Below are 14,062 nucleotides of genomic sequence, written 5' to 3'. Positions count from 1 at the left end.
CTCCCGGGCCGTTAGACCCGGTCGGCCCAGTCCCCGATGACCGGCGACCACGGGCGGACCGTGCGCTCGGCGATCAGCCCGGCCGCGGCGAACGGGTCCGCGTCGAGCGTGCGGGCCACGTCGTCGGGCGACGCCCCGTCGAGGACGAGCAGCGCGCCGGCCGGCGCGCCGTCGTGCGCGGGCAGCGGCCCGGATGCGAGGAGCGTCCTGCGGGCGTAGAGGTCGGCGAGGAACGCGCGGTGCTCGGGGCGCAGGGCGTCGAGCTCGGCGGCGCGGTCGGCGTAGACGTAGGTCACGGCGTGGATCGGCATGGGCTCAGTGAACCAGCCGTGCCCGACGGCGGGCGCGACCGTTCCGTGAGCCGGTCACCGCAATCGCCCGTGCCGCGCCCGTGCCGCGGCCGTGCTGCCGACGCGTCACCAGCCCCGTCGGCGCCACTCCTCGAGGTGCGGCCGCTCCGCCCCGAGCGTCGTGTCGGCGCCGTGCCCCGGGTAGACCCAGGTCGCGTCGTCGTACCGGTCGAAGACGCGCTCGACGACGTCGCCGAGGAGCCGGGCGAACCGCGCCGGGTCCCGATCCGTGTTCCCCACACCACCGGGGAAGAGCGAGTCGCCGGTGAAGAGATGGACCCGGCGGGCGACGGCGTCGTCCGCCTCGACCTCGTCCGGCTCGCGGTACGCGAGCGCTATGGAACCTGGCGTGTGGCCGCGCAGCGCGACGACCTCGAGCCGCAGGTCCCCGACCGTCAGGACGTCCCCGTGGTGCAGGCGCCGGGGGAGGTGCACGTCCGCGCTCGCCGCGACGGCGTCGGCGTCCTCGGCGCCGGCGGCGGTGGTCGCACCGGTGACGGCGACGACGGACGCCAGCGCGCGCAGGTGGTCGAGGTGCCGGTGCGTGGTGACGACCAGGTCCAGCCGCGCGGACGGCGACCCCTCGCGCACGAGCGCGAGGACGTCGTCGGGGGAGTCGGCGGCGTCGACGAGCACCTGGGCCCCGCTGCGGCGGCAGGTGAGGAGGTAGGCGTTGTTCGCGAGCGCGCCGACGGCGAGCTTGCGGACGTCGATCTCGTCGAGTCGTCGCAGGTCGCTCGGTCCACCCACCGTGACGTCACCCGAATAGCCCATGCATCCCAGTCTGCCCCCCCTTCGCGCGCAGGACGGGCCGGGACCCCGCGTGGCTGTCGTCGTCCTCCGGTGAGGGAACGGCGAACGTCACGTCGAACACGTGTGCGAGTGTGGGTGGTCGGTCGTACGATGCTGCGGTGAGCAAACGCCTCGTCATCTCCGGTGCCCGCGAGCACAACCTGCGCAACGTCGACCTCGACCTCCCGCGCGACCAGCTCATCGTCTTCACGGGGCTCTCGGGCTCGGGCAAGTCCTCGCTCGCGTTCGACACCATCTTCGCGGAGGGGCAGCGACGGTACGTCGAGTCCCTGTCGGCGTACGCCCGCCAGTTCCTCGGGCAGATGGACAAGCCGGACGTCGACTTCATCGAGGGCTTGTCGCCCGCTGTATCGATCGACCAGAAGTCCACGAACCGTAACCCGCGCTCGACCGTGGGGACCATCACCGAGGTCTACGACTACCTGCGCCTCCTCTTCTCGCGCGCGGGGACGCAGCACTGCCCGGTGTGCGGCGAGCGCGTGACCGCGCAGACGCCGCAGCAGATCGTCGACCGGCTGCTCGAGCTGCCCGAGGGGACGCGCTACCAGGTGCTCGCGCCGGTCGTCCGTGGCCGCAAGGGTGAGTACTCCGAGCTGTTCAAGGAGCTCCAGGCGAAGGGCTTCGCGCGCGCCCGCGTCGACGGCGAGGTGCGCACGCTGACCGACCCGCCCGTGCTCGAGAAGAAGCTCAAGCACGACATCGAGGTCGTCATCGACCGCCTCGTCGCGCGCGAGGGCGTGCAGCGCCGGCTCACCGACTCGGTCGAGACCGCGCTGGGCCTGGCCGGAGGGCTCGTCGTCGTGGAGCTCGTCGACGCCGACGCGGACGACCCGGCGCGCGAGCGGCGCTTCTCGGAGAAGCGCGCGTGCCCCAACGACCACGAGCTCGCGCTCGACGAGATCGAGCCGCGCACGTTCTCCTTCAACGCGCCGTACGGCGCGTGCCCCGAGTGCACCGGCATCGGCTTCCGGCTCGAGGTCGACCCCGACCTCGTCATCCCGGACGAGGAGAAGTCGCTCGCCGAGGGCGCGATCGCACCCTGGGCACAGGTCTCCTCGGAGTACTTCGAGCGCGTCCTCACCGCGCTCGCGGACGACCTGGGCTTCTCGATGGACACCCCGTGGCGGGCGCTGCCCGAGCGCGCGAAGAAGGCCGTGCTGCACGGGCAGAACCACCAGGTCCACGTCCGCTACAAGAACCGCTGGGGGCGCGAGCGCCAGTACTCGACGGGGTTCGAGGGCGTGATCACGTTCCTCGAGCGCCGGCACAGCGAGACCGAGTCCGACTGGTCGAAGGAGAAGTACGAGGCCTTCATGCGCGAGGTCCCGTGCCCGGTCTGCCAGGGCGCGCGCCTCAAGCCCGAGGTCCTCGCCGTCAAGGTGGGCGGCCGGTCGATCTGGGACGTGTGCCGCCTGCCGCTGCGTGAGGCGGCCGCCTTCCTGGGGGCGCTCGAGCTGGGCGTCCGCGAGCGCGCCATCGCGACCGAGGTGCTCAAGGAGATCGACGCGCGGCTCGGCTTCCTGCTCGACGTGGGCCTCGACTACCTGTCGCTCGAGCGGCCCGCCGCGACGCTGTCCGGCGGCGAGGCGCAGCGCATCCGGCTCGCGACGCAGATCGGCTCGGGACTCGTCGGCGTGCTCTACGTGCTCGACGAGCCCAGCATCGGGCTGCACCAGCGCGACAACCGCCGCCTCATCGAGACCCTCACCCGGCTCCGCGACCTCGGGAACACGCTGATCGTCGTCGAGCACGACGAGGACACCATCCGCACGGCGGACTGGATCGTCGACATCGGCCCCGGCGCCGGGGAGCACGGCGGCCGTGTCGTGCACTCGGGGGACTACGCGGGGCTGCTCGAGGCGCCGGAGTCGGTGACGGGCGCCTACCTCTCGGGTCGCCGGAGCATCCCGCTCCCGGCGGAGCGTCGTCCCACCGACCCGGACCGTCAGGTCAAGGTCGTCGGTGCCCGCGAGCACAACCTCACCGGCATCGACGTGAGCTTCCCGCTGGGCACGCTCACCGCGGTGACGGGGGTCTCGGGCTCGGGCAAGTCGACGCTGGTCAACTCCATCCTCTACACCGTCCTCGCGAACGAGCTCAACGGCGCCCGCCAGGTCGCCGGCAGGCACACGCGCGTGACCGGGCTCGACCACCTCGACAAGGTGGTGCACGTCGACCAGGGGCCCATCGGCCGCACGCCGCGTTCGAACCCGGCGACGTACACGGGCGTGTGGGACCACGTGCGCAAGCTCTTCGCGGAGACCACGGAGGCGAAGGTCCGTGGCTACACGCCCGGGCGCTTCTCGTTCAACGTCAAGGGCGGGCGCTGCGAGGCCTGCTCGGGAGACGGCACGTTGAAGATCGAGATGAACTTCCTGCCCGACGTCTACGTGCCGTGCGAGGTCTGCCACGGGGCGCGGTACAACCGCGAGACGCTCGAGGTGCACTTCAAGGGCAAGACGGTCGCGGACGTGCTCGACATGCCGATCGAGGAGGCGGCGGAGTTCTTCGCGGCCGTGCCCGCGATCTCGCGGCACCTCAAGACGCTCGCCGAGGTCGGCCTCGGGTACGTCCGCCTGGGTCAGCCGGCCCCGACGCTCTCGGGGGGCGAGGCGCAGCGCGTGAAGCTCGCGAGCGAGCTGCAGAAGCGCTCGACCGGTCGCACGATCTACGTGCTCGACGAGCCGACGACGGGCCTGCACTTCGAGGACATCCGCAAGCTGCTCGGCGTGCTGCAGTCGCTCGTCGACAAGGGGAACTCGGTGCTCGTCATCGAGCACAACCTCGACGTCATCAAGAGCGCCGACTGGGTCGTCGACATGGGCCCCGAGGGCGGCTCCGGCGGCGGCAAGGTCGTCGCGCAGGGGACGCCCGAGGAGATCGCCCGTGTCGAGGCCAGCCACACGGGCCGGTTCCTCGCCGGGGTCCTCGACAAGCACGGGCCCGTGCCGGTCGGAGCCTCGTCGGCGACGGGCGGGGAGACGCCGGCTCCCGCAGCCAAGGGCACGAAGGCCCGATCGGCGACGGCGCGCCGAGCCACGGGCGAGGGTACGAAGGCCGGTTCCCGCCGCAAGGCGTCGGCGGCGTAGACGGTCAGGCGGCCGTGCGACGCGCGGGCGCCGGCTCGACGAGCACGCGGAAGTTCACCGAGCGCGCGATGAAGCAGTGGTCGTGCGCACGGTGGTGCAGCACGGCGAGCGACGCGTCGTCGCTGCCCGGTCCGTCGTCGACCACGACCCGCGGGTGCAGCGTCACGTCCGTGAACTGTCCCTCGCCGCGCGACTCGACGCGCATCGTGCCCGTCGCCTCGTCGACGTACTCCCGGACGACGACCCCGGCCGCGGCAGCGACGTGGAGGAACCAGAGCATGTGGCACTGCGACAGGCTCACGACGAACAGCTCCTCGGGGCTGTAGCGCGTCGGGTCGCCGCGGAACGCGGGGTCGGACGACCCGGGCAGCGGCGGACGGCCGGCGAGCAGGACGTCGTGGTCGCGGCTGTACGACGTGTAGGACGCGGTTCCCGCCTCGCCCGCGCCCGTCCACCGGACGGTCGTGGTGTACCCGTGCTGTGCGCTCATGGCCGTCACCCTAGCGGGCGGTGACGGGGGCCACACCGCGACCCGGCGAGCCGGCCGCACCCACCACCCCCACCCGCCCACCCGCACCTCGTGCGCCACCGGACCGTCGGTGGTCTGACCTAGGCTGGAGCACATGGCTGACCCCGCGACGTACCGCCCTGCGCCGGGGGAGATCCCCACGTCGCCGGGCGTCTACCGGTTCCGCGACGAGCACGGCCGCGTCATCTACGTCGGCAAGGCGAAGAACCTGCGTGCGCGGTTGTCGAACTACTTCCAGGACGTCGCGAACCTGCACCACCGCACCCAGACGATGGTGACCACCGCCGCGTCGGTGGAGTGGACCGTCGTCGGCACCGAGGTCGAGGCGCTCGCGCTCGAGTACACGTGGATCAAGGAGTTCGACCCGCGGTTCAACGTCAAGTACCGCGACGACAAGTCCTACCCGTACCTCGCGGTGACGATGGGGGAGGAGTTCCCCCGCGCGCAGGTCATGCGCGGCGCCAAGCGACCCGGCACGCGCTATTTCGGCCCGTACGGCCACGCCTGGGCGATCCGCGAGACGCTCGACCTCCTCCTGCGGGTGTTCCCGGTGCGCACGTGCTCCTCGGGGGTCTTCAAGCGGGCGCACCAGACGGGCCGCCCGTGCCTGCTCGGCTACATCGACAAGTGCTCGGCGCCGTGCGTCGGGCGCATCACGCCCGAGGACCACAAGGCGCTCGCGGAGGACTTCTGCGACTTCATGGCGGGGGACACGCAGCGCTTCGTGCGGCGCCTGGAGCGCAAGATGAGCGAGGCGGCCGCGGCCCAGGAGTACGAGGCCGCGGCCCGGCTGCGCGACGACATCGCCGCGCTCCAGCGCGCGACGGAGAAGAACGCCGTCGTGCTGGGTGACGGCACCGACGCCGACGTGTTCGCGCTCGTGGGCGACGAGCTCGAGGCCGCCGTCCAGGTGTTCCACGTGCGCGGCGGTCGCATCCGCGGCCAGCGCGGCTGGATCGTGGAGAAGGTCGAGGACGTCACGGACGCCGAGCTCGTCGAGCACCTCCTGCAGCAGGTGTACGGCGCGGCCGAGGAGGCCGCCGCGGCGGCCGCGGGCAGTGCTGGTGCCGCCGGGGCGCGCGACGTCGTCCCGCGCGAGGTCCTCGTCCCCGTCCTGCCGCCCGACCAGGACCAGGTGACCACCTGGCTGTCCGGGCTGCGGGGCGCTCGTGTCGACGTGCGCGTGCCGCAGCGCGGCGACAAGAAGGAGCTCGCGGCGACGGTCCGTGCCAACGCCGAGCACGCCCTCGCGCTCCACCGCACGCGCCGCGCAGGTGACCTCACGACGCGCAGCCTCGCTCTGCGCGAGATCCAGGAGGCGCTCGAGCTCGACACCGCGCCCCTGCGCATCGAGTGCTACGACGTCTCGCACAACCAGGGCACCTACCAGGTCGCGTCGATGGTCGTCTTCGAGGACGGCCTGGCGCGCAAGAGCGAATACCGTCACTTCACGGTGCGCGGGCCGGACGGCGAGGGTGCCGCGGACGACACCGCGGCGATGTACGAGGTGATCTCGCGCCGCTTCAAGCGCTACCTCTCCGACCGCTCCCGCTCGGGGGAGGTGGAGATGGACCTCGAGGCCGACGACGTCGCCGACGGCAGCGACCCGGCGAGCAGGCGGGCCGAGAGCGCCGCCGAGGCCGCCGGCTACGTCCCGCGCAGCGGCGAGGTGGACCCGGAGGCGCCCGTGGACCGGCGCGCCCGGTTCGCCTACCCGCCCAACCTCGTCGTGGTCGACGGCGGCCCGCCCCAGGTCGCCGCGGCGGCCCGGGCGCTCGCGGACCTGGGCGTCGACGACGTCGCGCTGTGCGGGCTCGCCAAGCGGCTCGAGGAGGTGTGGCTCCCGGGCGAGGACTACCCGGTGATCCTCCAGCGCTCGTCGGAGGGCATGTACCTGCTCCAGCGGGTCCGCGACGAGGCGCACCGCTTCGCGATCACGCAGCACCGCAAGAAGCGCAGCAAGGGGATGACCGCGTCCGCCCTCGACGACGTGCCCGGCCTGGGCCCGGCGCGCAAGAGCGCGCTGCTCCGGCACTTCGGCTCGCTCAAGCGGCTGCGCGCGGCGAGCGTCGAGGAGATCGCGAGCGTGCGGGGCATGGGGGAGCGGACGGCGCAGGCGGTCGTCGCGGCTCTCGGTACCGGGGAGGTGCGCGCGGACACTCCGGCGGACGACGGCGCCGCCGCCCGCGCGTGAACGGCTGGCATGCTGGTCCCATGAGACCGGAACCCTCCCCGATCACGGTCCCGAGCGGCATCCCGGCGATCGAGGCTGCGACGCACCCGCCCGAGCGCCGCGAGGCCGAGGTGCTGATCATCACCGGCATGTCGGGCGCGGGACGCTCGCGCGCCGCCGCCGTCCTCGAGGACCTCGACTGGTACGTGGTGGACAACCTGCCGCCGCGCATGATCGTCCCGCTCGTCGACCTCATGACCCGGTCCGGGTCCACGCTCGAGCGCATCGCCGCCGTCGTGGACGTGCGCGGGCGCGAGTTCTTCACGGACCTGGTCGAGGTGCTCGACCACCTGCGCCAGAACGGCGTCTTCTACCGCATCCTCTTCCTCGACGCGTCGGACGAGGTGCTCGTGCGCCGCTACGAGCAGGTGCGTCGCCCGCACCCGCTGCAGGGCGGCGGACGGATCCTCGAAGGGCTGGCCGAGGAGCGCCGACTGCTCGCGAGCCTCGAGGAGCGGGCCGACGTCGTCATCGACACCTCGGAGCTCAACGTCCACGACCTCGCTCGCGAGGTGCGCGCCGCCGTCGCGGACGGCACGCCGGACACGCTGCGGATCAACATCGTGTCGTTCGGCTTCAAGTACGGGCTGCCGCTCGACGCGGACCACGTCGTCGACGTGCGCTTCCTCGCCAACCCCTACTGGATCACCGAGCTGCGCCACCTCACGGGCCGCGACGCCCCCGTGCGCGACTACGTGCTCGAGCGACCCGGCGCCCTCGAGTTCGTCGACCGGTACGTGAACGCGCTCGAGCCGGTGCTCGCCGGCTACCTCGGCGAGGAGAAGCGCTACGTGACGATCGCCGTCGGCTGCACGGGCGGCAAGCACCGCTCGGTCGCGATCAGCGAGGCGATCGCGGCGCGCCTGCGCGCGCAGGGCCAGCGCGTCACCGTGACCGCGCGCGACCTCGGCAAGGAGTAGGCCCGTGGTCGCCCTGCGCAACCCCGCCGTCGTCGCCCTGGGCGGCGGGCACGGCCTGTCCGCGAGCCTGTCCGCGCTGCGCCTCATGTCCGACCGGCTCACCGCCGTCGTCACGGTCGCCGACGACGGCGGCTCGTCCGGGCGCCTGCGCTCCGAGCTCGGGGTGCTGCCCCCGGGCGACCTGCGCATGGCGCTCGCGGCGCTGTGCGACGACTCGGAGTGGGGCCGCACGTGGAGCGCGCTCCTGCAGCACCGCTTCACCTCGGAGGGCGACCTCGACAACCACGCCGTGGGCAACTTGCTCATCGTCGCGCTGTGGGAGCTGCTCGACGACCCGGTCGCCGGGCTCGACTGGGTCGGCAAGCTCCTCGGCGCGCGGGGGCGCGTGCTCCCCATGGCGGCCGTGCCGCTGGGCATCGAGGCGGACGTGCGGACCGGCGACCAGCTCGAGACCGTCGTCGGGCAGAGCCTCGTCGCGGTGACGCACGGTCGCATCGAACAGCTGCGCCTCGTGCCCGCGGACCCGCCGGCGTGCCCCGAGGCGGTGCAGGCGGTCCGCGAGGCCGACTGGGTCGTGCTCGGACCGGGGTCGTGGTTCTCGTCGGTGATGCCGCACCTGCTCGTCCCCGAGCTGGCACGGGCGCTGCACGAGACCGAAGCCCGCCGGTGCATCACGCTCAACCTCTCGAGCGATGCGGGGGAGACGTACGGGCTCTCGGCGACCGACCACCTCGAGGCGCTCCACAAGCACGACCCCGGGCTGCGGGTCGACGCCGTCGTGGCCGATCCGTCGGCCGTCGAGGACACGGAACAGCTCGCGGACGCGGCGGCACGCATGGGCGCCCGGCTGCTGCTGCGCCAGGTGCGGCGCGGGGACGGGACGCCCACGCACGACCCGCTGCGGCTCGCCGCCGCATACCGTGACGTCTTCGACGACTTCCTCGGGGACGTGGGCACGCCCGCCCCCTGACGACGTCCTCACCCTTCGTGCGGCCCGCCCGGTCCGGGCATCGGTGGCAGGATGTCCCGCATGGCGCTCACGGCACAGGTGAAGGACGAGCTGGCTCGGCTGCGGGTGGACAAGACGTCGTGCCGCAAGGCGGAGGTCTCCGCGATGCTCCGCTTCTCGGGCGGGCTGCACCTCATCTCGGGTCGCGTCGTCATCGAGGCGGAGCTCGACACCGCGATCGCGGCGCGCCGGCTGCGCGAGACGATCGCCGACGTGTACGGGCACACGAGCGAGCTGATCGTCGTCTCCGCCGGGGGCCTGCGCAAGAGCAGCCGCTACGTCGTGCGGGTCGTGCGCGACGGCGAGTCCCTCGCCCGCCAGACGGGCCTGCTCGACGGGCGCGGACGCCCGGTGCGCGGACTGCCCCCGCAGGTGGTGTCCGGCGGGATCGAGGAGGCGGAGGCCGCATGGCGCGGCGCGTTCCTCGCGCACGGGTCGCTCACCGAGCCGGGACGCTCGTCGGCGCTCGAGGTGACGTGCCCCGGACCGGAGGCGGCGCTCGCGCTCGTCGGCGCGGCGCGGCGGCTGGGCGTGTCCGCCAAGTCCCGCGAGGTGCGCGGCGTGGACCGCGTGGTCATCCGTGACGGTGACGCGATCAGCGCGCTCCTCACGCGCCTCGGCGCGCACGAGGCGGTCCTGGTGTGGGAGGAACGACGCGCGCGTCGCGAGGTGCGCGGCACCGCCAACCGCCTCGCGAACTTCGACGACGCGAACCTGCGCCGGTCGGCCCGGGCCGCGGTCGCCGCGGGCGCCCGGGTCGAGCGCGCGTTCGAGATCCTCGGGCCGGACCTGCCCGACCACCTGCGCGAGGCCGGCGAGCTGCGCCTCGCCCACAAGGAGGCGTCGCTCGAGGAGCTCGGTCAGCTCGCGGTCCCGCCGCTCACGAAGGACGCGGTCGCCGGCCGCATCCGCCGCCTCCTGTCGACGGCCGACAAGCGTGCGGCGGAGCTCGGCATCCCCGACACCGAGGCGGGTCTGAGCCCGGAGCTCCTCGACCTCTGACGTGGACCGGCGGCGGGCGTGGACGTCACGCACCGGTGGGACGACGGTCCCGAGGCGTGGGATCCAGGTCACATGTCGGCGTGGTGTTGGTATAGGCTCGGACGCGTCAGGTGACAACGACGTGCTCCTTCGCTGACACCCCTCGTGGGCGTGGGTGGTCCCGGCTGTCGCCGTGACGGCCCGCGGGCACGGAGGGTGCTGTGCCGAGAATCGGGCAGCGGGGCGCGGGCGCCATCACCACCTGCGTACGACGGTGTACGTGATCGTTCGGCATCAACCGTGTGCGTCGGGACCAAACCGGCGCGCCCTGAGGAGGGCATTGTGACCATCCGCGTCGGTATCAACGGCTTCGGTCGTATCGGACGGAACTTCTACCGCGCCATCGTGGCGTCGGGCGCCGACATCGAGATCGTGGGCGTCAACGACCTCACGGACAACGAGACGCTCGCGCACCTGCTCAAGTACGACACGGTCCTCGGCCGTTTCCCGCTGAGCGTGGACTTCGACGACGAGAACATCATCGTCGACGGCAAGAAGATCCGTGCCCTCGCCGAGCGTGACCCCGCGAACCTCCCCTGGGGCGAGCTGGGTGCCGACATCGTCATCGAGTCGACCGGCTTCTTCACGGACGCCACGAAGGCGAAGGCGCACATCGACGGCGGCGCCGAGAAGGTCATCATCTCCGCCCCGGCGAAGAACGAGGACGCGACGTTCGTCGTCGGCGTGAACTCGGACCAGTACGACCCGGCCGCGCACCACATCATCTCGAACGCGTCGTGCACCACGAACTGCCTCGCCCCGCTGGCGAAGGCGCTCAACGACTCGATCGGCATCGAGCGTGGTCTCATGACCACGATCCACGCGTACACCGGTGACCAGAACCTGCAGGACGGCCCGCACCGCGACCTGCGTCGCGCCCGTGCCGCCGCGCAGAACATCGTCCCGACCTCGACGGGTGCGGCCAAGGCCGTGTCGCTCGTCCTCCCGGAGCTCAAGGGCAAGCTCGACGGCTACGCGCTCCGCGTGCCGGTCATCACGGGCTCGGCGACCGACCTCACGTTCACCGCCTCGCGCGAGGTCACCGTGGACGAGGTCAACGCGGCGCTCAAGGCTGCGGCCGAGGGCCCCCTCAAGGGCGTCCTCGAGTACGTCGAGGACGAGATCGTGTCGAGCGACATCGTCACCAACCCGCACCAGAGCATCTTCGACTCGAAGCTCACCAAGGTGATCGGCGACCAGGTCAAGGTCGTCTCCTGGTACGACAACGAGTGGGGCTACTCGAACAGCCTCGTCGCGCTGACCCAGCTGGTCGGCGAGAAGCTCTGAGACTGCCGCTCGCGCAGCACAGCACTGCGTAGCACCATGCGTCCGCGTGCGCGTCCCGGCCACGGCCGGTGACGCGCACGCGGACGTCCTCATGTGCGGGCCGGACCGGTCGACGACCGGACCGCCGCACGACGGCGACCGAACCGTAGGAGACCACATGTTGACCATCGACTCCCTGGGCGACCTGCGCGGCAAGCGCGTCCTCGTCCGCTCCGACTTCAACGTCCCGCTCGACGGGACGACCATCACGGACGACGGCCGCATCCGCGCCGCCCTGCCGACGCTCACGAGGCTGACCGACGCCGGCGCGAAGGTGATCGTCACGGCGCACCTCGGCCGCCCCAAGGGCGAGCCGGACGCGAAGTACTCCCTGGCGCCCGTGGCCGCGCGCCTGGGCGAGCTGCTCGGCGTGCCCGTGCACCTGGCGAAGGACGTCGTCGGCCCGTCGGCGCACGAGACCGTCGACGCGCTCGGCGAGGGCGAGGTCGCCCTCCTCGAGAACATCCGCTTCGACGCGCGCGAGACGTCGAAGGACGAGGCCGAGCGGCAGTCGCTCGCGAACGACCTCGCGGGCCTCGCCGACGCGTTCGTGTCCGACGGCTTCGGCGTGGTGCACCGCAAGCAGGCGTCGGTGTACGACGTGGCGAAGGTGCTCCCGTCCGCCGTCGGCGAGCTCGTCCTCAAGGAGGTCGACTCGCTGCGCAAGGCGACCGAGGACCCGGCGCGACCGTACGTCGTCGTGCTCGGCGGCTCGAAGGTCTCCGACAAGCTCGGTGTCATCGCGAACCTGCTCACCAAGGCCGACCGCCTGCTCATCGGCGGTGGCATGGTCTTCACGTTCCTCGCCGCCCAGGGCTACGGCGTCGGCAAGTCCCTCCTCGAGGAGGACCAGATCGACACCGTGAAGGGCTACCTCGCGGACGCCGAGAAGAACGGCGTGGAGATCGTCCTGCCCACCGACATCGTCGCGGCGGACTCGTTCGCCGCCGACGCCCCGCACGCGGTCGTCGCCGCGGACGCGATCCCGGCGGACACGATCGGCCTCGACATCGGCCCCGACTCGGCGCAGCTCTTCGCGAGCAAGATCGCGGACGCGAAGACGGTCGTGTGGAACGGCCCCGCGGGTGTCTTCGAGTTCGACGCGTTCTCGGGCGGCACGCGCGCGGTCGCGCAGGCCCTCGTCGACGCGACCGGGAACGGCGCGTTCACGATCGTCGGGGGCGGCGACTCCGCCGCCGCCGTCCGCATCCTCGGCTTCGACGAGGCGGGCTTCAGCCACATCTCGACAGGCGGCGGCGCGAGCCTCGAGTTCCTCGAGGGCAAGGACCTGCCCGGCATCTCCGTCCTCGAGGGCTGAGCGCCCTCCCGAACCACCCTCACGCGCCGCCCCGCCAGCACGGGGCGGCGCGTATCCCCCACAGAGAGAAGAACGACCGTGGCGAACAACCGCACCCCGCTCATGGCGGGCAACTGGAAGATGAACCTGGACCACCACCAGGCGACCCACACCGTGCAGAAGCTCGCGTGGACCCTCAAGGACGCGAAGCACGACCACGCGGCCGTCGAGGTCGCCGTGCTCCCGCCGTTCACCGACCTGCGCTCGGTGCAGACGCTCGTCGACGCGGACAAGCTCGAGCTCAAGTACGGCGCGCAGGACGTCTCGGCGCACGCCGAGGGCGCGTACACGGGTGAGATCTCGGCGACCATGCTCGCGAAGCTCGGCACGAGCTACGTGGCGATCGGCCACTCGGAGCGCCGCCAGTACCACGCCGAGACCGACGCCCTGGTGAACGCCAAGATCGTCGCCGCCGTCGGGCAGGGCATCGCCCCGATCCTCTGCGTCGGCGAGGGCCTGGACGTGCGCAAGGCCGGTGAGCAGATCTCCCACACGCTCGCCCAGGTCGAGGGTGCGCTCGCGGGCATCCCCGCCGCGCAGCTCGCGACGCTCGTCATCGCCTACGAGCCCGTCTGGGCCATCGGCACGGGCGAGGTCGCGACGCCGGAGGACGCCCAGGAGGTCTGCGGCGCGATCCGCGGTGCCCTCGGCGACCTGTACGACGCCGGGCTCGCGGACGCGACGCGCGTCCTGTACGGCGGCTCGGTGAAGTCGTCGAACGTCGCCGCGATCATGGCGCAGCCCGACGTCGACGGCGCGCTCGTCGGCGGCGCGAGCCTCGACCCGGAGGAGTTCGCCAAGATCGCGCGCTACCAGTCGCACGCGACCGGCGCCTGATCCTCGCCACGACCCCGGGCTCCCGCGGTCCGGACACCCTTCGGACCGCGGGAGCACACCCCGGTGTGACCAGCGGTGAGACGACGCGGACCGGGGTTGGCCCCGACGGCCTCGCGTCACCTACTCTTGTCCCCTGTGCGGCAGGTCACGCCTGCCCACGACAACCGTGCGGTCGTCCCGACGATGGTCGGGCCGGCCCTGAACCTCAAGGACGTACTCGTGGACGTGCTGCGCATCATCCTCCTGATCCTCCTGGTGCTCACGAGCGCCTTCCTCACCCTGCTCGTGCTCCTGCACAAGGGCAAGGGCGGCGGCCTCTCCGACATGTTCGGCGGCGGGATCTCGAGCTCGGTGGGCAGCTCCGGCGTCGCCGAGCGCAACCTCAACCGGATCACGGTGTCCTTCGCCCTGGTGTGGGCGGTCGTCATCGTGCTCCTGGGACTGATCCAGAAGGTGAGCTGAACCCGCGCGCCCCGTCGGGGCGCGGGCTCGTCACAGGACGAGCCGGAGCCGCGACGGCGCGGCCGGGCAGGATCGAGTGCCGGTGACGGCGCGGAC

Annotated in this window: 12 protein-coding genes; 9 read left to right on the top strand and 3 right to left on the bottom strand. The window is 72.4% G+C overall.

What is annotated here, in order from left to right:
* Nucleotides 1-11: 11 nt before the first annotated feature.
* Complete coding sequence (locus tag AC4H2H_RS02280) at nt 12-311, bottom strand: YciI family protein (protein WP_494369197.1); 300 nt, start codon at nt 309-311, stop codon at nt 12-14.
* A 105-nt stretch (nt 312-416) separates the two neighbouring features.
* Complete coding sequence (locus AC4H2H_RS02275; RefSeq protein ID WP_494369196.1) at nt 417-1,124, bottom strand: MBL fold metallo-hydrolase; 708 nt, start codon at nt 1,122-1,124, stop codon at nt 417-419.
* A 137-nt stretch (nt 1,125-1,261) separates the two neighbouring features.
* Between AC4H2H_RS02275 and uvrA the strand changes: the two genes are divergently transcribed.
* Nucleotides 1,262-4,252, top strand: a complete 2,991-nt coding sequence (uvrA, locus tag AC4H2H_RS02270) for an excinuclease ABC subunit UvrA (protein ID WP_494369195.1) — start codon at nt 1,262-1,264, stop codon at nt 4,250-4,252.
* Nucleotides 4,253-4,256: 4 nt separating this feature from the next.
* Here uvrA and AC4H2H_RS02265 read toward each other — a convergent pair whose 3' ends face one another.
* Complete coding sequence (locus AC4H2H_RS02265; protein ID WP_494369194.1) at nt 4,257-4,742, bottom strand: OsmC family protein; 486 nt, start codon at nt 4,740-4,742, stop codon at nt 4,257-4,259.
* A 133-nt stretch (nt 4,743-4,875) separates the two neighbouring features.
* Here AC4H2H_RS02265 and uvrC point away from each other — a divergent pair, with 133 nt between their 5' ends.
* The 8 genes from uvrC (at nt 4,876) to secG (ending at nt 13,966) form a co-directional block, all read left to right on the top strand.
* A complete protein-coding gene (gene uvrC / locus AC4H2H_RS02260) occupies nt 4,876-6,975 on the top strand; it encodes an excinuclease ABC subunit UvrC (RefSeq protein WP_494369193.1) in 2,100 nt (699 codons plus the stop codon).
* 20 nt (nt 6,976-6,995) lie between these two features.
* Nucleotides 6,996-7,934, top strand: a complete 939-nt coding sequence (gene rapZ, locus AC4H2H_RS02255) for an RNase adapter RapZ (protein ID WP_494369192.1) — start codon at nt 6,996-6,998, stop codon at nt 7,932-7,934.
* 4 nt (nt 7,935-7,938) lie between these two features.
* Nucleotides 7,939-8,904, top strand: a complete 966-nt coding sequence (locus tag AC4H2H_RS02250) for a gluconeogenesis factor YvcK family protein (protein ID WP_494369191.1) — start codon at nt 7,939-7,941, stop codon at nt 8,902-8,904.
* A 60-nt stretch (nt 8,905-8,964) separates the two neighbouring features.
* Nucleotides 8,965-9,945, top strand: a complete 981-nt coding sequence (gene whiA / locus AC4H2H_RS02245) for a DNA-binding protein WhiA (protein ID WP_494369190.1) — start codon at nt 8,965-8,967, stop codon at nt 9,943-9,945.
* A 321-nt stretch (nt 9,946-10,266) separates the two neighbouring features.
* Nucleotides 10,267-11,271 (top strand): type I glyceraldehyde-3-phosphate dehydrogenase, encoded by a 1,005-nt coding sequence (gene gap / locus AC4H2H_RS02240; protein ID WP_494369189.1) that lies wholly within the window; start codon nt 10,267-10,269, stop codon nt 11,269-11,271.
* A gap of 157 nt (nt 11,272-11,428) precedes the next feature.
* A complete protein-coding gene (locus AC4H2H_RS02235; protein ID WP_494369188.1) occupies nt 11,429-12,628 on the top strand; it encodes a phosphoglycerate kinase in 1,200 nt (399 codons plus the stop codon).
* 102 nt (nt 12,629-12,730) lie between these two features.
* The gene (gene tpiA / locus AC4H2H_RS02230; protein ID WP_494369343.1) at nt 12,731-13,504 is read left to right on the top strand and encodes a triose-phosphate isomerase; all 774 of its coding nucleotides are present in this window, start codon (nt 12,731-12,733) and stop codon (nt 13,502-13,504) included.
* Between the two features lie 219 nt (nt 13,505-13,723).
* The gene (gene secG / locus AC4H2H_RS02225) at nt 13,724-13,966 is read left to right on the top strand and encodes a preprotein translocase subunit SecG (RefSeq protein WP_483776850.1); all 243 of its coding nucleotides are present in this window, start codon (nt 13,724-13,726) and stop codon (nt 13,964-13,966) included.
* Nucleotides 13,967-14,062: the final 96 nt, after the last annotated feature.

This window comes from Cellulosimicrobium sp. BMG9.22 (assembly GCF_059159975.1).
The sequence above is the reverse complement of the archived record's forward strand: the minus strand, read 5'-3'. Positions and strand labels throughout refer to the sequence as shown.